Below are 24,216 nucleotides of genomic sequence, written 5' to 3'. Positions count from 1 at the left end.
CCAGGGCAGGCGGCTGGCGGCCCGGCCACCCAGGAGGCCGATTCGGGCAGAAGGCTGGAACTTTCCTGCAAAGCTTGTGGAATTCAGGGCCTTTGCAGGCTTGTACCCCTCTGATGGATTTGTTAGATCGGCGCCGTTGATCCGGCTGGCCCTCAAGCCTCAAGCCGGCATCCCCAAAGCGCTCGTGGCGGAACTGGTAGACGCGCTGCCTTGAGGTGGCAGTGAGTAAAATCGTGGGGGTTCGAGTCCCTCCGAGCGCACCAAAAGCTTTTCCCTCCCAAATTGCTATCCACTTGAAAACGCAGCGAAATCCTCGCGGCGCGTTTCCGGCCCTTTCCGTTCTCGCGTTTTGTGTGATACAAACCGGGATACGTTCTGTGATACACGGGCTGGGAGCGCACCTTGTTAAGGCAGGAAAATCAGGACCACTTTCTGCTCTTGCGGGAAGGCGTCTACTACTACTGGCGGCGAGTCCCGAAGACCGTCGTCCATCTCGAAGACCGCGCGCCGGTGATCCGGCAGTCGCTCAAGACGGACGATCTGGCGAAGGCCAGGGCGCAGCGGGACATCCTCGAAGAAGCCGACAACCTCCTTTGGGCGTCGATGCTCACGGACGGCAAGACCGACGCGGCGATGGCCGCTTACAAGGTCGCTAGAGCCCGTGCGGAGGCTCTAGGGTTCGCCTACCGCCCGAACTTTGAGCTTGCGCAGCTTTCACTTGAAGAACGCATCAGGCGCGTCGCTGCGGTCTCTGATCTGCGGACGCCAGCGGCCGTCGAGACGGCCGTCCTGGGCGGCGTGGACCGGCCACGGGTCAAGGTCAGCGAAGCCTTCGAGATTTACTGCAATGAGATCGCGGCTGTCGAGATCGTCGGCAAGAGCGAAGAGCAGAAGAAGTCGTGGAAGAAGGTCAAGAAATACGCCGTCGAAGTCTTCACCAAGGTCGTCGGCGAAGACCTCTCGATGGAGGACATCACGCGCGACCACGCCAAGAAGATGCACGACCACTTCAAGGGGATGATCGCGCCGAAGGACGCGAAGGCGGCGAAGAAGTCGGCCTCGCTCGGCAAGCGCCGCATGGGCGACATGAGCATTCTCTACAAGCGCTACTTCGCCCATATCGGCGTCGAGGGTAGGCCCAATCCATTCGAGGGTCTGACCTTCAATCAGAAGTTCAAGAAGAGCCGTCTGCCGTTCCCGATTGAGTGGGTGCGCGACGTGATCCTAAAGCCCGGCGCGCTCGCGGGCCTGAACGACGACGCGCGCCATATCGTCTTGGTCTGCATCGAGACCGGCGCTCGCCCAATCGAGCTACGCTACCTGCGGAAGGATCGCATCAAGCTCCATGACAAGGTGCCGCACATCCTTGTCGAGCCATCGTTCGATCCTGACGAGCCGCATGAAGTGAAGACCGTTTCGTCGGTCCGCCGCATCCCATTAGTCGGCGTCGCGCTCGAAGCCATGAAGCTCCACCCTGACGGCTTCGAGCGCTACCGGGAAAACGGCAACACGCTGTCGGCGACCGTGAACAGCTTCCTCAAGGAGAACAAGCTACAGCCGACCGGCAAGGAAACGCTCTACGGTTTCCGGCACACGTTCGAGGATCGCCTGAAGGAAGGCAGGATCGACGACGAACTGCGGAAGATTTTGATGGGGCACAGCATTGACCGCGAAAAGTACGGGTCGGGCGGATCGCTGAAGCTGTATCAGGAAGAGTTGATGAAGATCGTCTATCCGTTCGATCCCGCTATCGTCTGACGCGGCGCAGAGCGCGGGTCATCGTGCTCTCTTGCGCTTTCAATCTCTCAATGTCAGCCTCGAAGCTCTCGAAGAGCGGAAGATAGACTTCTCCGCCTTGCGGCGCTCGCTCCATCGCGATAGCAAGCCGGTCGAGGCAGCGTTCGAGCAGTTCGATTGTGATCTCGCCATCGGCCGAAATCTTGCCGATGGCGTTGTCGTTAGCGGGCTTCCTCATGACACAACCACTTCGAGGTTGATCGGCACCGCGTTGAACGATGCGGGATCGCGCGGACGGTCGATGATTTCCATCACCTGGGCGGACGTGTCGCCGGTCGAGACCGCAGCGAGCGCAACAAACTCGTCCGACACCGCGCAGCTATGGCCCGGCTCATGAGGGGCGAGCATCGCGACGGCGAGGTCGAGCGCGCGCTTCGTGCAATCGAGTTGGTCGAGCAGCATTCCGATGTCTCGACCGTTGGTCATGTGGACGAAGCCGCGCGACTCCAACGCCTCGCCGATCTCGTCGAGCACTTCAGGCGCTTCGGCCATACGTTCGCGTTCCCGAGTCTCCGCGCGCTCAGCGAGAATGTCCGCCACTCGCCGCTTCAGATCGTCGAACGAGACCTGATACTTCGAAGCGATCATCTGCATGTCGGCATCGAAGCGATACGCGCCATCGTGCTCGTTGCTCGCGTCACACACCGCCTGACCGAGACGCGAATTGTAACTCTTACCCATTGATCTTCCCCAAATCGATTCCCCGGATCGCGTACTGGTCGAGCACCACTTCGCGCAGCACGTCGGCCAGACCATCGGTCGAGCCGAGTGCCTTCGCACGGTCGCAGTAGTCGAGCAGGAACATGCCACGCTCGATCTCGACGGCGCGATGCATTCCACATTCGAGCGTGTCGCGGATTTGGCGCACGCGGGCAGCCCGAGTCCAACTCATGGCCGCTTTCTCTTGATCTCGACGACGACGCCGCGCATGCGCTTGGCCTGCTTCGCAGCAAGAGCAACGCGGCGCTCGTCTGCCTTCGCCGGATCGACTGCGTCCCGGCGAAGTTGTTCCTTCAGCGCTTCGTTTGCGCGTCGGTCCATCACGCGACATCCAAGACCGGGAGGGTGACGTTGCGCGTGACGCCGCGCACGCCAGCGATCACGGCGTCGATCCGCATGTTGATCTCGAACGCGCGGAAGTGAGCATCGAGCAGAGCGAGCGCGACGGAGTCGATGTCCGGCTTCGCATTGCGCGATCTGCACGCCTCGATCATGCGCTGGGTGGTGATGTCGTTGATGTCAGTGAGCGACATTGGTCGGTGCTTCCTGCAAGAGCGAGTGCTGGTCGGGGTGAATCGTCGGCCGTTCTTTTCGCTTGCCCTTGAAACGCACCGGCCGAACCGCAGTCGGGTCGCGCAGGAAGGGGAAGCGTTCGTGGATGCCGGTGACGATCTCGATCAGAGCCGTCACCGTCTGCGGCATGGTCAGGCCGAGCTTGTCGGCGATGGGCTGAAGCTCGGCGCGGACTTCCTCGGGCAGAACCTTCGCGCGGGGCACCGCGACGAAGTCCCACCCCAGGAAGCCGAGCACCGCTTCGAGAGACTCGAGCCCCGGCCTGTTCTTGCGTCGCCACGCCTTGATCGATGCGCGGCGGACGCCAGAACCTTCCTCGGTCTCGTCATAGGTGACGCGGAGCCGCGCCATCTCTGCGAAGACAAGCTTCACATGAGGGCCGACGCGGTCCGGCATCGTCACCGTGCGCCGGTTGGCGCGGTCGCGGGTCCTACTCATGCTTCGGACCCGACGCGAGTTCGGTCGTGATGTTCATCATGGCGATGACGCCGGTCAGATGCTCGTCATCCGCCTGGAACATGATGCGACGATTGCGATGATCGGGATGGAGCGCGATGCTGCTCGCCCGGAACGAGTTGAGCATAGTCTTCATGAACATGCCGCTGATGCCGAACGCGGCGATCTCGCCGTTGATCGTCGCCTCGACCACGTCAACGCTGCCGCCGGTCTGGCTGCCGACCGCGATCACGAAGCCTTCCTCAGAACCGGCGCACTGCAAGCGGTGGCCCAATTCCTTCGAAGCGAAGGTTTCGAGCAGGGCCACGGTGGCCGCACACGATTCGCGGCTGACGACGATGCTCTCGGCTGCCGGGCTCGAAACGAGCGGCAGATAGTTCGGGTAAGTGCCGACCAACAGCGAAGAGCAGAAGCGAGTCGAGTCGGTGTAGAAGAAGACCGAGTTGGCGTTGACGACGACGTTCACCACGTCAGCGCCGCGATAGAGCCGCAACACGGCGTTGACGGTCTCGGCCGACAAGATCACGCCGGGGCGGTTGTCGTTCATGGGCATGTCGTCGGCACCATCCGGCGCGGGGACGGTTGCCTTGAACAGGATCGTGCCGGTGGTGCCAACCGCGGCGAGCCGCTTGCCGTCGTCGGCGACGTGAAGGAAGACGCCCTGCATGGGTGAGTTGGGCACGGTCGAAAGCGCCTGGGCGGTGTGGCCGAACAGCCGAACGAGGTCGGAGCCTTCGAGCGCGAACTGAGCGCCGTCCATGGCGTAGTCGCGAGCAGGCCAGTCTTCGGCGGCGAGGGTGGGGAAGGTGGTGCGCGACCGGCCTGCCTTGGCGATGAGTTCGTACTTCGCCGTGTCCATGGTGAAAGTGACATCGACGCCCTTCGGCAGACGATCCACGACTGCCTTCAGCTTCGTCGCATCGACGGTCGTCGCGCCATTGGTCTCGACCTCGCACGCGCCGGTCGCCTCGACCATCATCTCGAAGTCGGTCGTGGCGATGGAGATCGTGCCATCCTGCACAATGATGCGCGCGTTGTTCGCGATCACAGCGGGCGAGTTTTTCGGTGCGCTGGATACGCCGCGCGTTACAATGTCGGCGAGAGTGTCACGGTTGATCTTGAACTTCACAGAAGGCTCCCTTGCTTGGTCGTGTGAAAATGGCGCTCGCTGCCGACGTGCGCCTTGCACTCGTCAACGGACGGAAATTTCGGATGGGTGAAGAGATGCAGCCGGTGCATCGCGTCGTCGTGCAGACCGGCGCGGATCACCGCGTCGATCTCGTCACGGATCGCGATGGCTTCGAGCGTCGCGAGATGGCGGCGAGCGACCATCGAATCGCCGACGCTCAACGCGGCGTGCGCGCGCAGAAGCGCGAGCTTGTCGGTCGGCGAGGGCTCACGCATGGGCGGGAGCCTTCGTCTGATCAATCGCCTCATAGATGTTGAGCGGCAGAAAGTAGCGGCTCGGAAACTGCACGCGACCAAAGGCGCGCAGCTTGAAGGGGCGGCTTTCGAGGATGGCGCTATCGAGTGCCGCTCTCATGCCGTTCGACCATCCGCGATCCGTGTAGAAGACCGAGTATGCGGCGACGGATCGCCAAGCGAGACCGAGCGCGATCCCCAGCGCGCGCTCGTCCGGCTTCGTGTCGTCGAGAACTTGAGTGAGCAGAAGGTGCGATGCCTGGGCGCTCTCGCCGCGCAGTGCGCAATCCTTCAAGCAACGCCGCGCATAGGCGACATTGTCGTCAACCGCCCCAGCGTAGGGCGACTCCAAAACTACTAATTTGATGCTTTGCATGGTCCGTTGCCTCTCCCGAGCAGCAACGGACCATATGGGCTTCTATCCGTTATGTCAACGGATGGTGACGGATGGCAGCGGACAAAACAATCGAACTAATTCAAACTAATTCACAAGAACCGATGATGCGTTCCAGCGCCTTCACCTGGGAGCGGGGGATGTCGATGTCGGCTTCCCCGTTGAGGCACCGCACTGTGATCTTATCGGTTGCGATGGTGACGATCTGACGAATCGCAACGCGGTCGTCAGTCTGCCGCACTAGCGCGAAGCCTCCATGCACCACGGGCATGCTCGGGCTCACGAGGACGACTTCACCGATTCGGTAGCGCGGAGCCATGCAGTCGTCGGGAACAGTGATGGCGTAGGCATCGCGACTCGAAGTGACCGACGAGGTCCATGCTGTCCGACGATCCGGCCTCAGGGGGAAGAAGCCATCAGGATCGGTCAAGCCGATCTGGAACAATGGAATCGTTCCAGCGGGCGAGGGCGCTTCCGGCGCGGCCGACTCACGCATTGGGAGTAGGTTGGAAGGGGGAAGGTTTCGTGGGCTGGCCTGAGTCCCGAAGAAATAGTCTGCGTCGGTGTCTAAAACAGTTCCAAGCTTAGCGAGTGTTTCGCGTGTTGGATTGAGCGAACGTCCCGAAAGGATGTCGTTCGCGTATGTGAGTCCCAACTTCGCTCGAACCGAAGCCTCTCTTCCCGATAGTCCGGCGGCCACTAGACGTTCCGCAATCCTCGCCTTGATGGTTTCGAGCGCCGGATGCGCTTTGGCGCGCTTCTCATCTGCTCGCGACTTCATTCCCAACCCCCTACGCACTTTGCTGATCACCATTCCGATAGCCCCTTAATCTCTAAACTAGCTGTCTCGGGATCGCCACTCGACGACAAATGCCCTGTTACCAATGTCCGGCGACGGATCGTCCGATGAATTATGTTCTTCATCCGTTGCCATCCGTTGACATCCCTAACTCCGTCCGCTACAGAAAGTTCAACGGTTTCACGGAAAAGTTGCCAACTGTTCGGCATAAAGCCGGATAGGCGACGGATGTCAAGCGGTATCGACGGATGGAATTGGTTAACGAAACGAAAGAGGCACTGGTCGCGCGCGTCGGGGCGCTCGAACAGAGATTCGCCGATCTGCGCAACTCTATGCGCGCGTCCGCCGCTCTGCCCACCAACTGGCGGTTGACCCCCAAGGAACGTGATCTCTTCTTGTCTCTGCTCGCGAACGACACCGTCACGAAAGAGATGGCGATGCTCGTTCTGTACGGCACTGAAGATCGCCCGGATCACAGCGTCGCGATGTTCATGTCGCGCATCCGGTCGAAGACCGAGCCCCATTCCGTGAAGATCGAGACGATCAATCGCACCGGCTACCGGCTTGTTGACCGGCTGGTCTGGACGAAGACTTTGAAGCTCGACGCCGTCGAGCACTAACCGGGGAGCCGCATGGCAATCTCACTGAAGGGCAGCGTCAAGAAGAAGTCGGCTGCCGAAGACCAACCGATCATCACGATCTATGGCGTGCCGAAGATCGGCAAGTCGTCGCTGGCTGCGGAGTTTCCGCGTCCGGTGTTCATTCAGACGGCGGCTGGCGAAAGCGTCCCGGCGGGCATCGTCGCGGACACCATCGAAGTCCGCAACTACAACGACCTCTGCGAAGCCATCGGCGCGCTCGTCAACGAAGAGCACAACTACGCCACGGCGATCTTCGACTCGACGACCGGCTTGGAAAACATCATCCGCGCCGAAGCGTGCGCCCGCAACGGTTGGAAGACCATCGAAGAGCCCGGCTATGGCAAGGGCTACAAGATCGCGGCGACGATCTTCCTCGAATACATCGACGGCATCATGACGTTGCGCTCGCATCGCCAGATGGCCGTGGTGCAACTCGGTCACTGCGATATCAGCCGCTTCGAATCGCCGACGACCGACCCGTACTCGCGCTATCGCGTCAACCTGCACAAGGACGCGGCCGACATCATCGAGGCGAACAGCGACGTGATCGCGTTCCTCAACTTCAAGGCTTCGATCAAGAAGGTCGATGCGGGCTTCAACAAGCAGCTTACGCACGCTGAAGGCGGCGGCGCGCGTTGGATGTTCCTCGAAGAGCGTCCCGGTTTCATCGCTGGCAACCGCTTCAGCATGCCCCCGGAGTTGCAGTTCAAGAAGGGCGAAGGCTACGCGGCGCTCGCCAAGTTCCTGCCTGCGCCTCTCGCTGAAGCCGCCTAACGACCAACCATCACCGAACACTCGAACGCCATAGGAGATAAACATGGCACAACTGAACGTGAACCTCGCCGACGTGAACGAAAAGGACGCAGAAGGCGGCGGCGGACAAATCATCCCGCGCGACCGTTATCTGCTCAACATCGTCGAGGGCGAGGTCAAGCGCAACTCGAAGAACACCGGCGATCTGTTCGATTACAAGGCGGAAGTCGTCGAGGGCGATTTCGCTGGCGTGAAAATCTTCGGCAACATCAACGTCACCCATCAGACCGTGACCGCGCAGAAGATCGGTCAGGCTCAGTTGGCGGCGCTCGCCGAAGCGACCGGCATCGGCAAGGCCAACCTGACCGATACCGATCAGCTTCTGTTCCAGCCGTTCTATGCTGACCTCGATGTCGAGACCTACAAGGGTCGCGACAACAGCGACAAGGAACGCATGACGGTGAAGAAGTTCATCCACGCGGGCAATGCGAACGAGCCGCCGCCGAGCAAGGCCGCTGCGAACGACAACGTGAAGGCCAACTCGGCCGCCAACGACAACGTCAAGCAGACCCAGGCGACCTCCACCCAGGCGACGAAGCCTGCGCCCGCCGCCGGTGGCGGTGGTCGGCAGATGCCTTGGCAGCGCACCGCCTAAGACGCGACTAACGCCGGGGCTTCGGCCCCGGCACCTTCTTCCTCCCCCCTGACAATTCAGTCTGCAAAACGCGCTTCGGCGCGAACGATAGAGGCTTGCCTGATGGCCCCGCTGCCGAGACCCTTTAGCGCCACCACCGAAGCCATCTATGCGGCCTATGCAAAGTCGCGCAGCCAAGCTTGGGACTCTCTCGGCATCTCGATCTCGCTGCTAGGCGAAGAGTGCGAGCGCGCGCTTTGGTACACCTTCCGCTGGGCCTCGAAGCCCGAAGTGATCGACGGCCTGAAGGCCATCACGTTCGAGACCGGCGAGATCGAAGAGACGCGGCTGCTCAATGCGCTGCGCATGATCGGCTGCGAAGTGGACGAGTTCGACGCGCGCGGCAAGCAGTATCGCGCCACGGCGGTCTCGGGCCACGTTCGCGGCAAGACGGACGGCAAGGTGCTCGGCCTGCCGGAAGCGGCTGCGACTTGGCATGTCGTCGAAGCCAAGTCGATGAAAGACACCTATTGGGACAAGGTGAAGAAGCTCGGTGTCCGCGAGGGCTACTTCACGCATTGGGTTCAGTTGAACACCTATTGCCATCTCTTCGGCTTCGAGCGCGGCCTTTACATCTGCCGGAACAAAAACACCGGCGAAGTCTACAGCGAACGCATCGAGACGGACCACGCTGAAGCGATCCGGCTGCTCGCTCGCGCCGAGCGGATCATCAAGTACGCGAACCCGCCGCCGCGTCTGCACGACGATCCCAACGCGAAGATGGCCTTCAAGTGCCGGACGATGTGCAACCATCTCGCCAACTGTCATGAGCATTCGTTCGCTCGCATTTCGTGCCGGACCTGCATCCACGCGACGCCCGAGATGTTCGGCGACGCCGCTTGGTCGTGTGCCCGTTGGAACAAGCCGCTCTCGCTCGCCGAGCAGAAGCAGGCGTGCCCCGTGCATCTCTTTCTCCCGTCGCTTGTCCCAGGCGAATTGATCGACGCGAGCGATGAAGAAGAGTGGGCGCTTTACACGCTGCATGACGGCCGCGAGTGGCGCGATGGCGTGAAACCTGAGCCCGAGCGTCGCTACTGGCACCACCCCGAAAGCGGCAGCCTGTTCGCGACGCTCCCCGGCGAGCCCGATCCTCGCGACACCGAACCGCTCTGTGAAGAGATCACCTTCGCCGAGTTCATCCGCCTGACCGATCACTACGCAGCGCAAGGGGAATAACGCGCATGTCCGCCCATCCGTTCAAGATCCGCTTCATCGAGACGATGCGCGGTCAGTGCATGTTCTTCCTGCCTGGGCAATCCGGCATGCGAGGCTTCGTCTGCGGCGCGGCGACGACTGACGAGAAGTCGTTCTGCGACTGCCATCACAAGGCGACGCATCAGCCGATCAAGAAGGGGAAGATCACCTTCTTCGACCTATCGGCAGGATCGCGCGACGACGACACCGACCATGAGCCCGATCTGACGGAGGTTCTTCAGTGAGCTTCCCGTTTGTTTATGGCGACCCGGCTTGGATGTTCGAGACGTGGAGCGAGGAAGGCAAGGAGCGCTCGCCTGAAGAGCACTATGACTGCATGCCGTTGAACGAGATCAAGGCTTTGCCGGTGCGCGAGATCGTACCGGAAGACGCTGCCTGCGGCTTGTGGGTGATCGACACGATGATCCCCCAGGGCATTGAAGTGCTCAATGAGTGGGGCTTCGAATACAAGACAGTCCTGTTCTACTACGTGAAGGTCGGCCGTGCTCTGCGCCCGCACATGGGCATGGGCTATTGGACGCGCGCGAACCCCGAGATTTGCCTGTTCGGCACGCGCGGCAAACCGAAGCGTAACGGGAAGGGCGTTGAGCGCCTGATCCTCGACCTCGATCCGAACGACAAGACCATCCTCGCACCGCGCGGCGAGCACTCGGCCAAGCCGCTCGAAGCCTACAACCGAATCGAACGTCTGCTCGATGGCCCGTACATCGAACTGTTCGCGCGCCACGCTCGCGCCGGTTGGCATCAATGGGGCAACGAAGTCGGCAAGACCGGCGGCACCCCGAACCTCTTTCATCTGCCCGGTCATCCGGCTCGCGCAGCCAACGACAATTCACTGTTTGGGGCTGCTCTCTGATGGTTTTCAAGCTTCGCTACTATCAGCGCGACTCAATCGACGCTGTCTATGACTATTGGTCCGAAAAGCCGGACGGAAACCCGCTCATCGTGATCCCCACCGGCGGCGGCAAGTCGCCGGTGCTCGGCACCATCACAGAAGAGATGATCGGGTTCGAGCCGCAGACGCGCATCGTCATGGCTACGCACGTCTCCGAATTGATCGAACAGAACTACGCCGAACTTATGTTGCTTTGGCCGTTCGCCCCGGCGGGCATCTTCTCGGCTGGCCTCGGCCGCAGAGAAGCGCACGCGCAGATCGTCTTTGGCGGCATCCAAACGATGTGGCGGCGCGCGGCTCGCATCGGCCACGTTGACCTTCTGATCATCGACGAAGCGCACATGCTGCCGCCGGACGCGCAGACCATGTACGGCAAATTCATCGCCGCGCTGAAGCTGATCAATCCGAAGATGCTGATCCTTGGCCTGACCGCCACGCCGTATCGCACCAACTCTGGCATGCTCACGGATGGCGACGACGCGATGTTCGACGCCATCGTCTACGAAATCTCGATCCGCGAACTGATCGAGAAGGGCTTCCTTTGCCCGTTGGTCTCGAAGGCCACGGCCACCGCGAAGACGATGATCGATCTGAGCAAGCTTCGCCGATCTGGCGGCGAGTTCACCGACAAGTCGTTGAAGGCGGTGTTCGATCAGGGCGAGGTCACGAAGGCGGCGGTCGATGAAATCATTGGCTACGCCGCCAGCAACGAGAGGCCGCGCCGGTCATGGCTTCTGTTCTGCGCTGGCGTGGATCACGCATTCAGCGTTCGCGATGCGATCCGCGAGCGCGGCTATTCGTGCGAGACGGTCCATGGCGGCATGGAGAAGGGCGAGCGCAACCAGATTCTCGAAGACCTCAAGTCCGGCAAGCTCACGTCCGTCACGAACTTCGGCGTGCTCACGACCGGCACGAACATCAAGCGCCTCGACCTGATTGCTCTGTTGCGCGCGACGGATAGCACGCAGCTTTACGTCCAGATGTGCGGACGCGGGACGCGGCTCCTGGGCGACACTTACGAAGAGTCCATCCGCAACGGCAAGGAAGACTGCCTCGTTCTCGACTTCGGCGGCAACGTCCGGCGTCACGGCCCCATTGATCGGGTCACGATCAAGAAGCCGGGGAAGGGCGGGGGCGAGGCCCCGGTGAAGGAATGCCCGACGTGTCATTCGCTGATCTTCGCCGGTCTTAGCGAGTGCCCGGATTGCGGTCACAAGTTCGAGCGCGATGTCGAAAAGAACATCAAGCAGACCGCCGACGTGACGCCGATCATGTCTACGTCGAAGCCCGATTGGGTGCCGGTGAAGCGGCGAACGTTCTATCGCCACGACAAGCCGGGTGGCACGCCGAGCATCCGTGTCGAGTATCTGTGCGGCTCCGTCTCTCACAAGGAATGGATTTGCCCCGAGCATAAGGGCTATGCGCGCATGAAGTTCGAGAAGTGGTGGAAGCAGCACGGCGGCAATGACGATGCACCGTTCTCCATCGCCGACACCTTCACGCGCGCCAAAGAGCTTCGTGAGACCGCCGAGATCATGATCAAGGCGAACGGCAAGCATTGGGAAATCGTCGCGCGCAAGCTGGGTGAGGTCGCGCCGGAAGGTCAGTCGCAATCGGTCGTCGCAGCGCCGCCGCCGAACCGTGACGACATGATCGCCCGCAACTTCGAACTGAACGGGAAGCCGCAAGAGGCGGCAGCGTACCGCGCTCAAGTGGCCGCGAAGCCGAAGCCTTGGGCGACCAACCCTCCCGTGGCGAACGACAACAACCGGGCTGTGATGCCTGGGTATCAGAAGCCCGTCGCGCAGATTCGCACCACGGCTCCGTGGAATGCGCAGATCACGCCGCCGCTGATGCAGACGCGCGCGCCTTGGGACAACACCGATCTCGACGACGACATTCCGTTCTGAGGGGGACGATCATGGGGAATAACTTTCACAAGGCGATACGGCGCAATGAGTCGTATCAGAAGCTAAGCGCCTACCTGACGGCGCACGGCTACTCGTTCGAGCCGTTGATGGCAGGGAAGCATCCGTATGTTGTTGTGCAGCTAGGCGAGGGGAAGTCCTTCAAGTTCTTCTTCCCGTCGAGCGCCGGTGATGTCCGGTCTGCCGATAACTGCGTGTCGCAGATGAAGCGCGCGATCCGTCAACGTCTAGCGAGCAACGACAACAATGCGCGTGTTTGATCCTGAACCGATTTGCTGCGGCGTCTGCCGCCGCGAGGCAGCCGGACTTGGCTACGCCCCGAAGGGTGGCAAGCCGATCCTTTGGCTCTGTGAAGAGCCCGACTGTATCTCACTAGGAAAGGCCGTCTTCCACATGCCGCCGAAGTCTCTGACTGCGACCGAGAACCTTGCGCTTCAAGACGCTGGCGCTGACGCCGGTGCGTACCTCGAACGCCTGGGCAAGTTCAACCTGTCCGAACTGAGCGAGAAAGAGTGGGGCAACTTCCTGTCCACCATCCTCAATTCATACGGCGAGAACATGCGCAAGCGTGTCGCCGCTGGCACTGCCCCGTTCTAAGGATTCACGCTGATGATCGACTCGCCATTCACCCAGGCCGGACCGGGACTCTATGAGAACGGCTACAGCCCGATCCCGATTATGCCGAACAGCAAATTGCCGGGCACCTACGCCGACGAAAGCTGGAAGCCCGCGAAGGGTTGGAACGACTACTGCACCACGCGCCCGAGCCAGTTGCAGATCAACTATTGGTCGAAGTGGCCGAACGCCGGTGTCGGCGTGGCCTGCGGCCTTGGTCTGATCTGCATCGACATCGACTTCGAGCCCGCGATGGATGCGTTGCTCGAAATGCTGCCGCACTCGAACGTGCAGAAGAAGGGCCGCAAGGGCATCTCGCTTTTCTATCGCGGCAACACCGACGCAATCCGCTCGCGCAACTTCCGCACGCCCGAGCGTGTCGGCCTTGTCGATCTGCTCGCGGAAGGCAAGCAGACCGTGTTGCCGCCCTCGATCCATCCTGACACCGGCGAGCCTTACTATTGGTGGACCGATGACACGCTGCTCGACGTGAGCCTCGATCAACTGACGGAGTTGCCCGACGACATCGCGGAGCGCATCGGCGAAGTCCTGAAGGCGTATGGCTACAACCCGGAAGCCGACCGGCGCTATGAGCCGCCGAGCGAAGTCCCCGATGTCAGCCAGTATCATTCGACGGACTTCTTCCGAAAGCTGAACGAAGACGCGCTGTCGAACCTGCATGCGTGGGTCGGCAAGCTGGCGCTGCCGAAGGGCCGTTGGCTCGGGGCCAAGTACCGCGCAGTCGCTCCGTGGCGTTCGTCCGGCTCGGGCCGCGCCATGGCGAAGCGTCATCCGAACCTGTCGTTCGATCCGAGCGGCATTCAGGACTTCGGCACCATGGAGACCTTCACGCCTATCAACGTCGTCATGAAGACGATGGAGCTTGGCGAGGCGCAGCGTGACGCGGCCGTGCAATGGCTGGGCGAGCAGCTTGGCTATAACTTCGGCGTTGAGATCGACCTGCGCTCGCGCCGGAAGGAAGCCGCGCAGATGGCGGAAGCCGCTAACCGTGACGCTGCCCGGATCGCGGAGCCTGAGAAGGCCATCCTTGAGGCCGCGCCGAGCATGGAGCCGGGTTCGTGGGTCGAGCGCCAGATGGCGGCCGGGGCTACGCCGTGGGTCAAGACCAACCCGCAGCCCTATGAAGTGGCCGCGCTCGCAACGATCACTGGCGTGCTCGCTACGGTGCCTGCGGAGCCCGCTGGCGAGGCCGCTGAAGATCCTTCTACGGATGCCGGTCATAGCGAGATCGCGCCCACGATGGCGGAATTGGAGGCCCTGTGCCATCCGCCGGGGTTGGTCGGCGACATCATGGATTGGATGGCTGCGTCAACGTCGAGCCCGTCGCGTCCGCTCGCGCTCGGACCGGCGCTAGGCTTCGTGGGGACGCTCGCTGGGCGGCATCACGCCGGGCCTACCAATCTCCGCACCAATCTCTACATCGTCGCGCTGGCCCCCGCTGGCTACGGCAAGGACCATCCTCGCAAGGCACTGTCCCGGCTGGCCGTGGAGTCGGGCCTCGATCGCTATCTCGGGCCGGAAGGCTTCCTGTCTGACTCGGCGCTCCGCAAGACCATCGAGCACAACCCGTCGCAGTTGTCGCTCATGGACGAGTTCGGTGCCTTCATCGCGAAGATCATGGACCGGCGCGCCGGGACGCATCAGTCGAGCATTCGTCAGATGCTCATGCAGATGTTCACTTCGGCGGACTCGCTCTACAAGGGCACCGCGTCGGCGGCCGAAAGCGCCGTGCCGATCTATAACCCCAACTTCTCGGTCTACGGCACGTCCACGCCTCACGACTTTTGGCCGTCCATGTCGGGCAAGGGCATTTCGGACGGCTTCCTGCCGCGCTGGCTTGTCCTGACGATCACCGGCGACCCGGCGGACGGCATCGAGCCGAAGGCATCGCTCGAACCGCCGACCAAGCTGATCGAGGATTGCCGGGCGATCATCACCCACAACGGGGCTGGCAACCTGCCGGACTCGGCGTCGCGTCCGATCCTGCGGCCTCGCGTGGCCGATTGGGGCGTCGGCGCGAAGGAACGTTGGATGGAACTGCGGCTGGCGTTCAAGCGGCGAGGGGAGGCGTGCTCGCCCGATCTGGCGGCCTTGTGGACCCGCACCATGGAAGTGGCCCTGCGCGTCGCCCATATCGTCGCCATCGGCGTCGATCCCGAGCGGCCGGTGCTCACGCGCGATCTGGTCGATTGGGCGGCCAAGCTCATGGAGCTTTCGACCCGGCACTGCATCGTCGAGGTCAGCGACCGGCTGGCCCTCAACGATAAGCAGGCCGAGTACCTGAAGGTCCGCCGCTGGATCAAGGAAGCCGGATCGGACGGCGTGACTAGCTCGACGCTGAAGAAGATGGTCAACGGCGAGTTCGACCTGCGCCGTCTGAACGACATCACCCAACAGCTTCTCGAGTCCAAGCAGATCGAGCAGCGGTTCGCCTCGACCAAGACCGGCGGTCGCCCCTCGCATCGGTGGTTCGCACTGTGATGGAGCGGAGTGCTTCTTACAGCACTCCGGCTTTCACATCGCCGTAAGCCTCCATTACCCAACCGGACATGTGGCCGGTCCTGTAGGTGCGGCTCTGCCCTGTCTTCTTGCTCTTGATCGTGATGCTCCCCGAGACCGGGGAGATCACGTTTGCCTCGCGGGTGACAGGCTGCTCGGGCGTTGCCGAAATCTCGAACTCATCGAGCGAGCGCTTTTCGCGCTTCACAAGGTTCTCGAAGTCTTCAGATTCGGTCGGATGAACGTGGGCAATAGGCAAATCAAACCCTCCAAATGAGTAAACCATCAAATAGATGGGGCGGCCAACTCGCTCCCGCAAAAACATGGCGAGCCAAAGGGCCTAAGCCGTACAATATCGCGCACGGTACGCTACTGCCGACCACCATGATGACCGGATAGATCACGCCGTGCTCTTTAAGGCCAACGCCCGCAGCGCGGGGATTGACCAAGAAGAAAAGGACGGTCGCTGCCGCGCCTAGAGCGGGGATCGTCCAAAGTTCGAGGCCGCCCCAACCCGCAATCACGCAGCCGACGATCAATATCAGATAAAGCACGTTGCCCATGCGCCCCTCAATATCCGGCTAGTCAAAGAACGGCTTCGTTTGGCCCGATACTATGTCGAATCCGGTGATCATAGAGCGGGTCCATGAGATCGTTTCGAGTGCGTTCAGATCGTCGCTGTCCTCACGAATCTTCGTGTAAGCGGTATCGAGGTTGACGACGAATCCTTCGTTCAGGCCTGGAGCCGTATCCTCCAACGACTTCACTAGCGCCGCGAACATGATGGCGGTGGCCTTCTTCACATTGTCCAATTCGGTCGTCTTCTTGGTCATCTAGGATGCTCCATTTCCGGGGCCGGAAGCTAACACAACCTCGGATCGAGCGCATAAAAAAGCCCGCTTCGCAGCGGGCTATGATCTTTTCGAAGGGGTGTGGACGACTAGCCGTCATTGGGGAAAGCTGCGGCCATGCGTTGAGCCGCAAGCGACTCAGGCGAGATGTGCGGAAGGGGTTTGATCGTGCGGCGGACGAAATGCTCGAAGTGGGGAGCCGGGAGTTCCATCATTGAAACATCGGTGTTGCCGATTGATGATCCACCGACCGCCATCGTCCCGATCAATCCAGCGGCGATCAGCGCCGGAATCTTCATCATCCTCAAGGCACCCGCCTTGCGGTGCTCGTTCGCATAGAACTTGAGCGCTGCGACGCACATTGCCATGTCGGTCGGCCCAAGAGTCACCTCTTCCCCTGCGCTCAACGCTGATGCAAGCGCGAGCACGTTGCCCCGGTTATTCACGATTAACGGTCCTTTTCTGTCGGGCAGCCCCCGACTCTTTTTTCTTGGTGTGATGACCAAGTCACGGCGATTTCCGCCGTGGCTTGGATGTCTTAATGTTTCATCGGATGATCCGTCAATGAAACACGCGGTTAATTCATAGACAAAATGTCTCCGTATTGTGAAACGGATGTGCAGAAAGTGCAGCGGGCCGGTGCGCTAATGCATCGCTGCCATCACCTTCCGACCGTAGGCAGTGCAACGCGGTTTAGCGTAGACGCCACGCTGATAGAGACTTACGCCATCGCAGCCGGAACCGCCGCGCGAGATCGCGATGCGGAGGTAGGCCATGCCAGCGCGCGCACCGGTGGCGCAGTCGAACAGGTCTCCGGTAACACCGACCTCGCGGGCAGTGACAGGCTTGACCTGCATGATCCCGCGCTCGCCTGCGCTTCCGAGAAGATGGCAGTTGTAGTTGCTTTCGACCTTGACCACGGCATGGGCGAGGGCGCGAGGGATGCCCTGGGCGTCTGCGGCGGCGTCGATGATTGAGCGGAGGTCGGAGCCGAGCGCAGGCAAAGAGGTTTCCATCACGGCCGCGATTGCTGCCGCGCTCAGAAGGCACTTCATGTTGTCGTTCTCCTAAAAGGCCGCTACGGCTTCACACTCGAAGCGATTGGCCTTGTCTCGGCGACGCATATTCTCTTTGTGCGTCACCATTTCCAGATGATCCGGATTCACGCAGCGGCGTGTCCGGCAGCGATGATCGAGTTGCTTGCGTGGAGGGATGGGACCGTGTTCAAGCACGTACATCACGATATGGACGGCCATGGTGCCGCCATCGAGAGACATGCGCGCGTAGTCCTTCCCCCTGCCTTTGCTACCCGACGTTGGTCCGGTCCACAAGTGGCACGGCGTATCGAGAGGCCCTTCGACGATCTCGACGCGAGCCATAACTTTGTCGCGAATCCGGTCTCTGCGCGTGCTCATTTTGATCGCCCTAAGCGCGCGCCTGCCGCGTCTTGAGCGCTGCAATGTGGAAGGCGCGGTTGTGGGGCGTGTCATCGACGGGCCACGGCACGCGAGACAGAGCGTTGCGGGGCTGGCCGCCTTCGACCCAGGTATGCAGCAACTCGGCGAACGGATCGCCGTTCGCTCGAGTGCGGTTGACGATCTTCACGTCCACGCTGGTCAGGTTGCGCGCCATCACGCGGCTTCCTTGTCGCTGTAGACGCCGAGCACGGCCAGCTTCTCGTCAACGACGGCGATGCCCTGATCGATGACAGCCTTCATCTCGGGCAGCATGCGCGCGACCAGATCGGGACGGACATCCTGCGTGCTGAGCATCGGCGACTTCAGGGTGATCTTCAGTTCCGCGCCAATGCGGACGAGCAATCCTTGCAGGTAGTCGCGTTCCTTGATCAGTTCGGCGACGGCGTTGAAGTTAGCGAGTTTCACTGTTGTCGTTCCCCAAGTTGTCGAGTCCATAGATTTCGCGGAAGCGGTCGCGGCTGATGTCCCTCGGATCAACCTCGACGACGCCCGGCGGCATGAAGGCGTTCGGATCGGGCTCGACCGCGATGCCATCCATCGCGATCTCGCCGGTGGTCAGAAAGCAGTGGCCGTAGTCAGCGGCACGCAGCTTGGCGGCGATCTCGGCGAACGCCGCCTGGGAGATCGGGAGTCGGACGAGCGTCCTCATGCGTAGCCCTCCGCTCGCACGGCCGAGCGCAGGGCGTTGATGCGCTTCTCGCTCTCGGCCAGCTTCGCTTCGAGCGCCGCCGTTTGCTGTGCAGTGAAGCTGGCGATCTCGCGTGCGAGATCGGTGCGCTCGGCAGTAACGTACCCGAGTCCCATCGCCTTCTGACGTTCGTCGGCGCGAACGACATACTTGCGATCAACGCAGGCTTGCGCCTGAGCCAGCAGTGATTCCATGTCAGTATGCCTTTCCGCCGATTGCCATGCGGGCGCTCGCCTGATGGTCGGGGCGCGTGATGTTGAAGATGAACTTCTCGGAGGCAGCGACCCCCATGGGCAGACGCTTCGCACCGGCCAGATCGAAGATGCGGAAGAGCGCGTCAGCCATCTCGACCGTGAGGCCGTCGAACTGCGGAAGCTTGTCGTCGGGAAGCTGCTTGCGGTCGGCTTCCATGGCTTCGGCGATCTCGCTCACGGTCAGCATGAGCTTCGTCGGTACGATGTAGCGTTCGTTGCGCAGATCGGCGCCGGTGGCCGGGTCGGTCCACCAATGCTTGTTGGCGTTGTGGACGATGTCGGTCAGCCAATCGACACAGAGGCGAACGGCGAGGGCAGGGTCGTGATACTCGGCGAGCGCGTCGTCGATCATCTCGATCATGGCTTCGCGGCCCATGCCGTCGTGGAGTGCGGCGCGAGCACTGAGCAGTGCTTGGACGTACACGGCGGCGTCACACGAGCGCTTGGCGTTCGCGGCGATCAGCCAATCGATGTTGCGGCGAAGGATGTCGGTCTGCGACTTGGTGCCGATGGAGGCGCGCAGATCGAACCAACCGAAGCCGAGCAGGATCATGGTGGCGACGGTGAAGACGACGGCGGTCAGCGTGTAGCCACTGAGCGCGGCATCCGTGGCGATGGAGATGCCGAGCCCGGCGGTGACGAGCATGAAGTAGAGGCGGAACATGGTGGTGACTTTCATGAGAGGGTGAATCTGCAAGGATCGCTTGCAGGTTGGGGAAGGGGTCAGGCGGCGATGGGCAGGACGACGTGAGCGGGCGGCAGCTTCTTGCCGATGGCCTTGGCCCCGGCGGCCGTGACGGCGAAGACGCGCATCGAGCCGAAGTCGCGATCCGGGGTGGCGACCATGTAGCCCTTGCCGACAAGGCGCTGGGCGGTCGCGATGTCGTACCCGGTGTCGTGGACGGCGACGCGGTTGCGATTGACCGAGTTGCCGTGTTCGAGGCCGAGCGCCTTGCGGGTCAGCATCGTTTCGTTGTGCGTGAGCAGGAAGTCAGTCATGGCGCTCCCCCTCAACCGAACAATGCGTTCTGATCGGTGTGCATTGCCTGCGGCGCGGAGCGACGCGGCTTTGCGGGAGTCGCCTGGGGGAGATCGACGGCGGTCAGGCTGTCCTTGTGACGGAGGACGTGAGCCGTCATGCCGCTGACGTTGATGCGGCGGTCGGTCAGCTTGATCAGCGTGCCGATCTTGACGAGTTCCGAGACGCGGGGGCGGGTCGCGAGGACGCTTTCCTTCAGTTGCTTGGCGATCTCGTCCGCCGTCAGGCGGTAGCCGTTGAGCATCAGTTCGATGATCGCGATGCGGAGCATCGCAGCCCGGCTGACGACCTTCTCGGCGGCGTCCTTCGAAGCGCCCCCGCCCTTCGATCCCGGCTTGTTCGGATAGTTCTGAGACATAGACAAAGCTCTCCCGTTCGCCCCGAAGGGCGGTTTTCAGATCGGCGATGTGCGGTGTGGATTTCCCGTCCCGTCCGGCCTGAATCAGGCCGGGTCCGCTGGAATCAACGGATACACGATGGATGATCCGTCGCGCAAGGGTTTCGATAGGGATGTTGACGGATGGCCGCAGGCCGATGGTTAGCCAGCGGTTGAGAGCAAGCCGATCTCGCGCATGGAAATCACCAACTCCATATTATCTTTTGAGGGGGGTTTGGGTTTTCGAGGAATACCGTCGCAAAACTAAACCCCTCATTTTCGATAGGCTCTGGCCGACCATTGAAGGGTTTCTCCTATATATATAGTAGTAATATATACTTGTAATATATTCTGTAGAAGATATGTCTGTAGGTGGTTACTACTATATATAGGGGCGAAACCCCTCTAACCGGCAGTTGATGTTTTGCCCGATGACGGATGGGTCCGTCATTTCGACGGATGGAGTTGATATTATCCGATGCGCAGGAAGGTCATGTCGCAGTGGGACGCCAAGGCGGCGTTCCTCAACGTACCGGACGATGGATGGTCCTTCGTTGGCTTCGCCAACGCCTTGCCGTGCCATCCTAGCGAGGCAGAGGCCATCGCTCGGTATCTGCACCGGAAGCGGATGATCTGGCTCTCGATGCGCGCTGGGCACGGCAGGGTCTTCCCGGCGGCGATGCGTCCCGGTCGAGGTCGGCCGAAGGCGAGGGGAGTCGAGCAGCCGCCGTTGATCGACCCGCAACTGGCGGGCTTCCTCACCCAGGCGCATCCGACGTTCCTGAAGATCAGGCTGTTGCTCAGTCGCGATCCCGGCGGGGCATGGAATGAGAACCAGGCGGTCAAGGCCGAGATCAACTTCGCCATCGCGGTCGAGGCGACGAACCTGATGGCGCTCTGCCGGACGTTCGCCAAGGAACACCCCTCCATCCCCATTGCGGCGCTCCGTGACGCGCTATGGCTCGATAGGCCGCACACGATGCCCGTCGTCGCGCAGACGCAGCCCGACCTTGCCATGGTTGGCTCAGAGCAGTTCGTCGTGCAGCCCGTGGCGAAGACCCGGCTCTCGAAGAACCTGACCGACGAAGAGCGCATGATGTCCTACATCGACGCCGCTGGCGCATCAGGCATTGCCGTCTATGAGATCGTGAACAAGGGCAAGATCGCTCGCGACCGCGTCACGCAGATCGGCGAGATGTTCGAGAACATGGGCGCGATCCACTCGGCAGTGGTCCGCATGTCGGATCGCGGACGCACGGGAACGCGGTACTTTATGCGCAAGTACGGCGAGCCGGTGATCGGCGAGGGTGGCCGGCTACTTTATTGTCGCGACTTAGCGATCTGATAGGCACATAGGCTGATCGGCCGCGCGAGCCGCGTTGGCTGCAAGCACCGCAAGCGCTTGCGACCGCAGGGATGTGATGTGCCGATCAAAGCTCGACGAGCGAAGGTTTGGAGTGTTGATTGTCAATGCCCATTCGGACCCATAGTACAAGTTAGCGGCACGTGACTCGGCGCCTTGTCGGAAGCGCTGTCCCTACCACGCGCCGCTAACTTCACCACGGTCAGCCTCAAGCAGCGGAAGAAGCTGACCGGGGGGTATCATTCGGCGAGCGCCCTAGCACTGACGGCAGACGACGTCCTACCGCGCCCACGCTGCCGGGGAAGTTAGCGGCAACGTGAGTCTGAACGCTCACCGCTGGAGGACGGAAAGCGCTGTCCCTATCACGTGCCGCTAACTTCAGTAGTCAGCCTCGCAACAACAGGCCAACCACCCGGCCTTCCCGTGAGGGTGGTCACACCACAGGATAAAGTGGATTTTACCGGGAGAGGGGGCGTGGAGAACCTGCCAGGATTAGTAGGCTGTGTGGTGTTTCAGGAGGTTGTCCATTTGGTCTGAACCGGGGAGCTGAGGTTGCGAAGCTTCAGTGCTCCGAGGAGAGACCAGATGGACGTCCACAAGAATGCGCCTTATGGGCAAATTGTTAGGTTGTACCAAGCGGAAATCTCATGATCAGACCCGACATTACTGCGTATGACCCCGGAGCAGAAGTCGCAAAGCACGAGGCCGAACTCGAGGAAATAGTGCCTTTGTACCACTACACGTCCGCCGCAGGTTTACATGGCATCATAGCCAGCAGATCGCTGTGGACCTCACACTACCGCTTCCTCAACGACACGTCGGAGTTTCAGCACGGCTGGAAGATCGTGATCGAGGCCCTCGACCGTCGCGGCGCCGAAATCAGAGAACTCTCATCGCTTGCCTGGGAGACGATCGCACTGTTTCGTCAACACAGTGACGAAATTCATGGGTTCGTCGGGTCATTGACGTCTAAAGGCGATCTGCTCTCGCAATGGCGAGGCTACAATCGTGGACAAGGCTTCTCGATCGGATTCAACGCAGACTGGCTTTTGAAGAACGCCGCGGCGCAGGGATTTGATATCACGCCCGTCCTCTATGACCCAGAGAGCCAACGAGCGGCGGCTGACGGGGCAGTAACCCTGCTCATCGACCGCTTGTTGGAAGGGACGGATGAGCCGGAGGGCGCCCGCGCACAAGTCAAGACATGGTGGTCGCATGCACTGAAGACAGCTCTCGTTCTCAAGAACGGGCAGTTCCAAGAGGAGCGCGAGTGGCGCCTGGTTTGGGTTGGTGTTTCCTGGCCCGCTGGACTAAAGACGCGCTTCTCACCAGCCGGTTTAGTTCCTTACCGTGCCTGTCAGTTTAACAAGGTCGTCATCAACAATGCAGCCACGCACCCCAATAACTGGGGCATCGAGGAAATCATCATTGGCCCCGCTTTGGCGCATCAGCAGACCTGCGCGGTGGACGCTCTATTGGCTTCACACGGCATGCGTCTCACGATCAAGCGGTCGGCGATACCCTATGTAGCGGACTGAACGCCTGTGCTGCTACGAAGAGTTGGTTCAGGGGCGCTCTTTATGGCCCTTTTTCCCGAAGCGAGCGAGGCGTTGCGGCTGCCGAACTGGTCTCGACCTGCGCATCCAACCGCGCGAGCATTCGCGCATGGAAACCCGCATCGTCGATACCATTCCCGAGTGGCGCTATCAGGCGGAAGTTATCGCTCGCCTTCATGCGCTCGAAGATGCAGGGCTTCCGATCACCTGCGCCGGCGATATGAACCGAGCTAAGCGTTCGCGACGCGAGCGTATGGAAGCGAAGGTCACGGGCCTCACGGCGGGCGAACCCGACGTTCGTGTTTATATCACCGGCGGGTTTCTGCTCAGCATCGAACTGAAGACGCCGAAGGGATCGCGCTCGAAGGCGCAGAAGGAACGTCATCCGAAGCTTCAGGCTCTCGGCTTCACCGTGATCACGGCGAAGGCTCCCACCTCGGAAGAGCTCGCGGACGAAGTCGAACGGATCGTGCGGAGCTATCTGTAGTGCAGATCACGCTCACGCTCACGAAGGGAATGCTTGACCGGCTGGATCAGCTTCGCGATCGCAGCGTCAACACCGCGACCGCCAAGGCCCTGACGTTCACCGCGCAAGACGCGCAGCAAGCGTTGCGCACGCAAATCCCAGGCGTGTTCGTGCTGCGCCGCCCGTGGGTGGTCAGCGGCATCCGCATTCGCCCGGCGAACGGCGGCAATCTCACGTCAGTGGTCGGCTCCATCGACAAGTACATGGAGCGCCATGTCATCGGTGCGGGCAAGGAGAAGTATCCCGACAACGCGCTCTCGATCCGCTCGAAGCGCAACAGCAACGGCCGCCTCGCGACGGGCGGCATCCTGATCAAACCATACGGCTCCATTGGCAGCGCCCCGGTTCATACCGTGGTGCGTCGCCAGTTGAAGCGCGTGGACGGTCAGAAGCGCAAGACGTTCCAGATCGCGAGCAACGGCAAGGTGCTCATTGTGCGTCGTCGCACGAAGAAGCGTCTGCCGCTGCAAACGCTCGCCGTGCTGCAAGGGAGCGCGACGATCAATGAGCATTGGGATTTCCTCGGGACCGTGTCCGGCGTCGTCCAGGCGCGCTTCCCGCAGCATTTCTATCGGGCGGTGGTCAATGCAGCGACGCGATAGAGGGTCAACGAGCGAATCGAATCCACCCCCTTCGAGCGGGAAGGTTCATGAGCTAAATGAC

General features: G+C 61.4%; 38 protein-coding genes and 1 tRNA gene. 16 read left to right on the top strand and 23 right to left on the bottom strand.

The annotated features are described in order from the left end of the window. The first annotated feature begins 178 nt into the window (after positions 1–178). Both ABIA42_RS17585 and ABIA42_RS17580 read left to right on the top strand, forming a co-directional pair. Positions 179–263, top strand: a tRNA-Leu gene (locus tag ABIA42_RS17585). Between the two features lie 139 nt (positions 264–402). Further along, complete coding sequence (locus ABIA42_RS17580) at positions 403–1,758, top strand: DUF6538 domain-containing protein (protein ID WP_304500828.1); 1,356 nt, start codon at positions 403–405, stop codon at positions 1,756–1,758. Here ABIA42_RS17580 and ABIA42_RS17575 read toward each other — a convergent pair. The 10 genes from ABIA42_RS17575 to ABIA42_RS17530 all read right to left on the bottom strand — a co-directional run bounded on the left by ABIA42_RS17575 (position 1,748) and on the right by ABIA42_RS17530 (position 6,143). After that, positions 1,748–1,975 carry a hypothetical protein gene (locus tag ABIA42_RS17575; RefSeq protein WP_247314844.1) on the bottom strand — a complete coding sequence of 76 codons (228 nt, stop codon included), beginning with the start codon at positions 1,973–1,975 and terminating at the stop codon, positions 1,748–1,750. The two genes, ABIA42_RS17580 and ABIA42_RS17575, sit on opposite strands and share 11 nt — an antisense overlap. Then, a complete protein-coding gene (locus ABIA42_RS17570) occupies positions 1,972–2,478 on the bottom strand; it encodes a hypothetical protein (RefSeq protein ID WP_304500827.1) in 507 nt (168 codons plus the stop codon). The genes ABIA42_RS17575 and ABIA42_RS17570 overlap by 4 nt, the downstream gene beginning before the upstream one ends. After that, entirely contained in the window at positions 2,471–2,689 is a 219-nt protein-coding gene (locus ABIA42_RS17565) for a hypothetical protein (protein ID WP_304500826.1), read from the bottom strand. Before ABIA42_RS17565 ends, ABIA42_RS17570 begins: the two co-directional genes overlap by 8 nt. After that, positions 2,686–2,838: a hypothetical protein gene (locus tag ABIA42_RS17560; protein ID WP_304500825.1), complete on the bottom strand. Its 153-nt coding sequence runs from the start codon at positions 2,836–2,838 to the stop codon at positions 2,686–2,688. Before ABIA42_RS17560 ends, ABIA42_RS17565 begins: the two co-directional genes overlap by 4 nt. Next, on the bottom strand, positions 2,838–3,050 hold the full coding sequence (locus tag ABIA42_RS17555; protein ID WP_304500824.1) for a hypothetical protein: 213 nt from the start codon (positions 3,048–3,050) through the stop codon (positions 2,838–2,840). Before ABIA42_RS17555 ends, ABIA42_RS17560 begins: the two co-directional genes overlap by 1 nt. Then, positions 3,037–3,528 carry a hypothetical protein gene (locus tag ABIA42_RS17550; protein ID WP_304500823.1) on the bottom strand — a complete coding sequence of 164 codons (492 nt, stop codon included), beginning with the start codon at positions 3,526–3,528 and terminating at the stop codon, positions 3,037–3,039. Before ABIA42_RS17550 ends, ABIA42_RS17555 begins: the two co-directional genes overlap by 14 nt. Next, a complete protein-coding gene (locus ABIA42_RS17545; RefSeq protein ID WP_304500822.1) occupies positions 3,521–4,675 on the bottom strand; it encodes a DNA-directed DNA polymerase in 1,155 nt (384 codons plus the stop codon). Before ABIA42_RS17545 ends, ABIA42_RS17550 begins: the two co-directional genes overlap by 8 nt. Beyond that, positions 4,672–4,950 carry a hypothetical protein gene (locus tag ABIA42_RS17540; RefSeq protein WP_304500821.1) on the bottom strand — a complete coding sequence of 93 codons (279 nt, stop codon included), beginning with the start codon at positions 4,948–4,950 and terminating at the stop codon, positions 4,672–4,674. The genes ABIA42_RS17545 and ABIA42_RS17540 overlap by 4 nt, the downstream gene beginning before the upstream one ends. Beyond that, positions 4,943–5,344, bottom strand: coding sequence for a hypothetical protein (locus tag ABIA42_RS17535; protein ID WP_304500820.1), 402 nt, complete (start codon positions 5,342–5,344; stop codon positions 4,943–4,945). Before ABIA42_RS17535 ends, ABIA42_RS17540 begins: the two co-directional genes overlap by 8 nt. Before the next feature lie 100 nt (positions 5,345–5,444). After that, on the bottom strand, positions 5,445–6,143 hold the full coding sequence (locus tag ABIA42_RS17530) for an XRE family transcriptional regulator (RefSeq protein WP_304500819.1): 699 nt from the start codon (positions 6,141–6,143) through the stop codon (positions 5,445–5,447). Positions 6,144–6,409: 266 nt separating this feature from the next. Between ABIA42_RS17530 and ABIA42_RS17525 the strand changes: the two genes are divergently transcribed. From ABIA42_RS17525 to ABIA42_RS17480, 10 genes are all read left to right on the top strand, one after another. Next, entirely contained in the window at positions 6,410–6,781 is a 372-nt protein-coding gene (locus ABIA42_RS17525) for a helix-turn-helix domain-containing protein (RefSeq protein ID WP_247314831.1), read from the top strand. 12 nt (positions 6,782–6,793) lie between these two features. After that, a complete protein-coding gene (locus ABIA42_RS17520) occupies positions 6,794–7,576 on the top strand; it encodes an ATP-binding protein (RefSeq protein WP_208087364.1) in 783 nt (260 codons plus the stop codon). A 43-nt stretch (positions 7,577–7,619) separates the two neighbouring features. Beyond that, positions 7,620–8,210 (top strand): DUF669 domain-containing protein, encoded by a 591-nt coding sequence (locus ABIA42_RS17515; protein WP_304500817.1) that lies wholly within the window; start codon positions 7,620–7,622, stop codon positions 8,208–8,210. 102 nt (positions 8,211–8,312) lie between these two features. After that, positions 8,313–9,425, top strand: a complete 1,113-nt coding sequence (locus ABIA42_RS17510) for a hypothetical protein (protein WP_370122923.1) — start codon at positions 8,313–8,315, stop codon at positions 9,423–9,425. A 5-nt stretch (positions 9,426–9,430) separates the two neighbouring features. Next, the gene (locus ABIA42_RS17505; RefSeq protein WP_304500815.1) at positions 9,431–9,688 is read left to right on the top strand and encodes a hypothetical protein; all 258 of its coding nucleotides are present in this window, start codon (positions 9,431–9,433) and stop codon (positions 9,686–9,688) included. Further along, complete coding sequence (locus tag ABIA42_RS17500; RefSeq protein WP_211433770.1) at positions 9,685–10,320, top strand: MT-A70 family methyltransferase; 636 nt, start codon at positions 9,685–9,687, stop codon at positions 10,318–10,320. The genes ABIA42_RS17505 and ABIA42_RS17500 overlap by 4 nt, the downstream gene beginning before the upstream one ends. Then, positions 10,320–12,269, top strand: coding sequence for a DEAD/DEAH box helicase (locus ABIA42_RS17495; protein ID WP_370122926.1), 1,950 nt, complete (start codon positions 10,320–10,322; stop codon positions 12,267–12,269). The genes ABIA42_RS17500 and ABIA42_RS17495 overlap by 1 nt, the downstream gene beginning before the upstream one ends. An 11-nt stretch (positions 12,270–12,280) precedes the next feature. Then, positions 12,281–12,547: a hypothetical protein gene (locus ABIA42_RS17490; RefSeq protein ID WP_035675166.1), complete on the top strand. Its 267-nt coding sequence runs from the start codon at positions 12,281–12,283 to the stop codon at positions 12,545–12,547. Beyond that, on the top strand, positions 12,534–12,884 hold the full coding sequence (locus ABIA42_RS17485; RefSeq protein ID WP_370122929.1) for a DUF6511 domain-containing protein: 351 nt from the start codon (positions 12,534–12,536) through the stop codon (positions 12,882–12,884). Before ABIA42_RS17490 ends, ABIA42_RS17485 begins: the two co-directional genes overlap by 14 nt. 12 nt (positions 12,885–12,896) lie before the next feature. Next, positions 12,897–15,404 (top strand): bifunctional DNA primase/polymerase, encoded by a 2,508-nt coding sequence (locus ABIA42_RS17480; protein WP_370157148.1) that lies wholly within the window; start codon positions 12,897–12,899, stop codon positions 15,402–15,404. Positions 15,405–15,420: 16 nt separating this feature from the next. Here ABIA42_RS17480 and ABIA42_RS17475 read toward each other — a convergent pair whose 3' ends face one another. The 13 genes from ABIA42_RS17475 to ABIA42_RS17415 all read right to left on the bottom strand — a co-directional run bounded on the left by ABIA42_RS17475 (position 15,421) and on the right by ABIA42_RS17415 (position 20,090). Further along, positions 15,421–15,630 (bottom strand): hypothetical protein, encoded by a 210-nt coding sequence (locus ABIA42_RS17475; protein ID WP_166342954.1) that lies wholly within the window; start codon positions 15,628–15,630, stop codon positions 15,421–15,423. A gap of 52 nt (positions 15,631–15,682) precedes the next feature. Next, entirely contained in the window at positions 15,683–15,985 is a 303-nt protein-coding gene (locus ABIA42_RS17470; protein WP_253586914.1) for a hypothetical protein, read from the bottom strand. 18 nt (positions 15,986–16,003) lie between these two features. Beyond that, a complete protein-coding gene (locus ABIA42_RS17465) occupies positions 16,004–16,255 on the bottom strand; it encodes a hypothetical protein (protein WP_060910677.1) in 252 nt (83 codons plus the stop codon). 107 nt (positions 16,256–16,362) lie between these two features. Next, positions 16,363–16,779, bottom strand: coding sequence for a hypothetical protein (locus ABIA42_RS17460; RefSeq protein ID WP_028153911.1), 417 nt, complete (start codon positions 16,777–16,779; stop codon positions 16,363–16,365). A 138-nt stretch (positions 16,780–16,917) separates the two neighbouring features. Further along, complete coding sequence (locus tag ABIA42_RS17455; RefSeq protein WP_049832012.1) at positions 16,918–17,328, bottom strand: lytic transglycosylase domain-containing protein; 411 nt, start codon at positions 17,326–17,328, stop codon at positions 16,918–16,920. A 12-nt stretch (positions 17,329–17,340) separates the two neighbouring features. Further along, a complete protein-coding gene (locus ABIA42_RS17450; protein WP_028153910.1) occupies positions 17,341–17,688 on the bottom strand; it encodes an HNH endonuclease signature motif containing protein in 348 nt (115 codons plus the stop codon). Between the two features lie 10 nt (positions 17,689–17,698). Further along, positions 17,699–17,905: a hypothetical protein gene (locus ABIA42_RS17445; RefSeq protein ID WP_038945745.1), complete on the bottom strand. Its 207-nt coding sequence runs from the start codon at positions 17,903–17,905 to the stop codon at positions 17,699–17,701. Then, a complete protein-coding gene (locus ABIA42_RS17440) occupies positions 17,905–18,156 on the bottom strand; it encodes a hypothetical protein (protein ID WP_038945744.1) in 252 nt (83 codons plus the stop codon). The genes ABIA42_RS17445 and ABIA42_RS17440 overlap by 1 nt, the downstream gene beginning before the upstream one ends. After that, positions 18,143–18,400, bottom strand: a complete 258-nt coding sequence (locus tag ABIA42_RS17435; protein ID WP_166342202.1) for a hypothetical protein — start codon at positions 18,398–18,400, stop codon at positions 18,143–18,145. The genes ABIA42_RS17440 and ABIA42_RS17435 overlap by 14 nt, the downstream gene beginning before the upstream one ends. Further along, a complete protein-coding gene (locus ABIA42_RS17430; protein ID WP_166342201.1) occupies positions 18,397–18,633 on the bottom strand; it encodes a hypothetical protein in 237 nt (78 codons plus the stop codon). Before ABIA42_RS17430 ends, ABIA42_RS17435 begins: the two co-directional genes overlap by 4 nt. A gap of 1 nt (position 18,634) precedes the next feature. Continuing rightward, positions 18,635–19,372, bottom strand: coding sequence for a hypothetical protein (locus ABIA42_RS17425; protein WP_370122943.1), 738 nt, complete (start codon positions 19,370–19,372; stop codon positions 18,635–18,637). Between the two features lie 44 nt (positions 19,373–19,416). Further along, positions 19,417–19,692: a hypothetical protein gene (locus ABIA42_RS17420; RefSeq protein WP_247314804.1), complete on the bottom strand. Its 276-nt coding sequence runs from the start codon at positions 19,690–19,692 to the stop codon at positions 19,417–19,419. 11 nt (positions 19,693–19,703) lie between these two features. Next, on the bottom strand, positions 19,704–20,090 hold the full coding sequence (locus tag ABIA42_RS17415; RefSeq protein ID WP_370122947.1) for a hypothetical protein: 387 nt from the start codon (positions 20,088–20,090) through the stop codon (positions 19,704–19,706). Between the two features lie 496 nt (positions 20,091–20,586). Here ABIA42_RS17415 and ABIA42_RS17410 point away from each other — a divergent pair, with 496 nt between their 5' ends. The 4 genes from ABIA42_RS17410 to ABIA42_RS17395 all read left to right on the top strand — a co-directional run bounded on the left by ABIA42_RS17410 (position 20,587) and on the right by ABIA42_RS17395 (position 24,155). Beyond that, on the top strand, positions 20,587–21,453 hold the full coding sequence (locus ABIA42_RS17410) for a hypothetical protein (protein ID WP_370122950.1): 867 nt from the start codon (positions 20,587–20,589) through the stop codon (positions 21,451–21,453). A 665-nt stretch (positions 21,454–22,118) separates the two neighbouring features. Beyond that, on the top strand, positions 22,119–23,009 hold the full coding sequence (locus tag ABIA42_RS17405; RefSeq protein WP_166342943.1) for a DUF2971 domain-containing protein: 891 nt from the start codon (positions 22,119–22,121) through the stop codon (positions 23,007–23,009). Positions 23,010–23,136: 127 nt separating this feature from the next. Continuing rightward, on the top strand, positions 23,137–23,514 hold the full coding sequence (locus ABIA42_RS17400; protein WP_166342941.1) for a hypothetical protein: 378 nt from the start codon (positions 23,137–23,139) through the stop codon (positions 23,512–23,514). After that, positions 23,514–24,155 (top strand): hypothetical protein, encoded by a 642-nt coding sequence (locus tag ABIA42_RS17395; protein ID WP_370122953.1) that lies wholly within the window; start codon positions 23,514–23,516, stop codon positions 24,153–24,155. Before ABIA42_RS17400 ends, ABIA42_RS17395 begins: the two co-directional genes overlap by 1 nt. The last annotated feature ends 61 nt before the right edge of the window (positions 24,156–24,216 follow it).

It is taken from the genome of Bradyrhizobium sp. USDA 327, from assembly GCF_041262065.1.
Lineage (GTDB): Bacteria > Pseudomonadota > Alphaproteobacteria > Rhizobiales > Xanthobacteraceae > Bradyrhizobium > Bradyrhizobium liaoningense.
Note: the sequence above shows the minus strand (reverse complement) of the source record. Positions and strands in the feature narration are given on the sequence as shown.

What these genes read in the sequence shown, in the direction of transcription:
- ABIA42_RS17575 (WP_247314844.1), bottom strand. Translation starts at nt 1,975, where the DNA reads ATGAGGAAGCCCGCTAACGACAACGCCATCGGCAAGATTTCGGCCGAT.
- ABIA42_RS17570 (WP_304500827.1), bottom strand. Translation starts at nt 2,478, where the DNA reads ATGGGTAAGAGTTACAATTCGCGTCTCGGTCAGGCGGTGTGTGACGCG.
- ABIA42_RS17565 (WP_304500826.1), bottom strand. Translation starts at nt 2,689, where the DNA reads ATGAGTTGGACTCGGGCTGCCCGCGTGCGCCAAATCCGCGACACGCTC.
- ABIA42_RS17560 (WP_304500825.1), bottom strand. Translation starts at nt 2,838, where the DNA reads ATGGACCGACGCGCAAACGAAGCGCTGAAGGAACAACTTCGCCGGGAC.
- ABIA42_RS17555 (WP_304500824.1), bottom strand. Translation starts at nt 3,050, where the DNA reads ATGTCGCTCACTGACATCAACGACATCACCACCCAGCGCATGATCGAG.
- ABIA42_RS17550 (WP_304500823.1), bottom strand. Translation starts at nt 3,528, where the DNA reads ATGAGTAGGACCCGCGACCGCGCCAACCGGCGCACGGTGACGATGCCG.
- ABIA42_RS17540 (WP_304500821.1), bottom strand. Translation starts at nt 4,950, where the DNA reads ATGCGTGAGCCCTCGCCGACCGACAAGCTCGCGCTTCTGCGCGCGCAC.
- ABIA42_RS17535 (WP_304500820.1), bottom strand. Translation starts at nt 5,344, where the DNA reads ATGCAAAGCATCAAATTAGTAGTTTTGGAGTCGCCCTACGCTGGGGCG.
- ABIA42_RS17530 (WP_304500819.1), bottom strand. Translation starts at nt 6,143, where the DNA reads ATGAAGTCGCGAGCAGATGAGAAGCGCGCCAAAGCGCATCCGGCGCTC.
- ABIA42_RS17525 (WP_247314831.1), top strand. Translation starts at nt 6,410, where the DNA reads ATGGAATTGGTTAACGAAACGAAAGAGGCACTGGTCGCGCGCGTCGGG.
- ABIA42_RS17520 (WP_208087364.1), top strand. Translation starts at nt 6,794, where the DNA reads ATGGCAATCTCACTGAAGGGCAGCGTCAAGAAGAAGTCGGCTGCCGAA.
- ABIA42_RS17515 (WP_304500817.1), top strand. Translation starts at nt 7,620, where the DNA reads ATGGCACAACTGAACGTGAACCTCGCCGACGTGAACGAAAAGGACGCA.
- ABIA42_RS17510 (WP_370122923.1), top strand. Translation starts at nt 8,313, where the DNA reads ATGGCCCCGCTGCCGAGACCCTTTAGCGCCACCACCGAAGCCATCTAT.
- ABIA42_RS17505 (WP_304500815.1), top strand. Translation starts at nt 9,431, where the DNA reads ATGTCCGCCCATCCGTTCAAGATCCGCTTCATCGAGACGATGCGCGGT.
- ABIA42_RS17495 (WP_370122926.1), top strand. Translation starts at nt 10,320, where the DNA reads ATGGTTTTCAAGCTTCGCTACTATCAGCGCGACTCAATCGACGCTGTC.
- ABIA42_RS17490 (WP_035675166.1), top strand. Translation starts at nt 12,281, where the DNA reads ATGGGGAATAACTTTCACAAGGCGATACGGCGCAATGAGTCGTATCAG.
- ABIA42_RS17485 (WP_370122929.1), top strand. Translation starts at nt 12,534, where the DNA reads ATGCGCGTGTTTGATCCTGAACCGATTTGCTGCGGCGTCTGCCGCCGC.
- ABIA42_RS17480 (WP_370157148.1), top strand. Translation starts at nt 12,897, where the DNA reads ATGATCGACTCGCCATTCACCCAGGCCGGACCGGGACTCTATGAGAAC.
- ABIA42_RS17470 (WP_253586914.1), bottom strand. Translation starts at nt 15,985, where the DNA reads ATGGGCAACGTGCTTTATCTGATATTGATCGTCGGCTGCGTGATTGCG.
- ABIA42_RS17465 (WP_060910677.1), bottom strand. Translation starts at nt 16,255, where the DNA reads ATGACCAAGAAGACGACCGAATTGGACAATGTGAAGAAGGCCACCGCC.
- ABIA42_RS17455 (WP_049832012.1), bottom strand. Translation starts at nt 17,328, where the DNA reads ATGAAGTGCCTTCTGAGCGCGGCAGCAATCGCGGCCGTGATGGAAACC.
- ABIA42_RS17450 (WP_028153910.1), bottom strand. Translation starts at nt 17,688, where the DNA reads ATGAGCACGCGCAGAGACCGGATTCGCGACAAAGTTATGGCTCGCGTC.
- ABIA42_RS17445 (WP_038945745.1), bottom strand. Translation starts at nt 17,905, where the DNA reads ATGGCGCGCAACCTGACCAGCGTGGACGTGAAGATCGTCAACCGCACT.
- ABIA42_RS17435 (WP_166342202.1), bottom strand. Translation starts at nt 18,400, where the DNA reads ATGAGGACGCTCGTCCGACTCCCGATCTCCCAGGCGGCGTTCGCCGAG.
- ABIA42_RS17430 (WP_166342201.1), bottom strand. Translation starts at nt 18,633, where the DNA reads ATGGAATCACTGCTGGCTCAGGCGCAAGCCTGCGTTGATCGCAAGTAT.
- ABIA42_RS17425 (WP_370122943.1), bottom strand. Translation starts at nt 19,372, where the DNA reads ATGAAAGTCACCACCATGTTCCGCCTCTACTTCATGCTCGTCACCGCC.
- ABIA42_RS17420 (WP_247314804.1), bottom strand. Translation starts at nt 19,692, where the DNA reads ATGACTGACTTCCTGCTCACGCACAACGAAACGATGCTGACCCGCAAG.
- ABIA42_RS17415 (WP_370122947.1), bottom strand. Translation starts at nt 20,090, where the DNA reads ATGTCTCAGAACTATCCGAACAAGCCGGGATCGAAGGGCGGGGGCGCT.
- ABIA42_RS17410 (WP_370122950.1), top strand. Translation starts at nt 20,587, where the DNA reads ATGCGCAGGAAGGTCATGTCGCAGTGGGACGCCAAGGCGGCGTTCCTC.
- ABIA42_RS17405 (WP_166342943.1), top strand. Translation starts at nt 22,119, where the DNA reads ATGATCAGACCCGACATTACTGCGTATGACCCCGGAGCAGAAGTCGCA.
- ABIA42_RS17400 (WP_166342941.1), top strand. Translation starts at nt 23,137, where the DNA reads ATGGAAACCCGCATCGTCGATACCATTCCCGAGTGGCGCTATCAGGCG.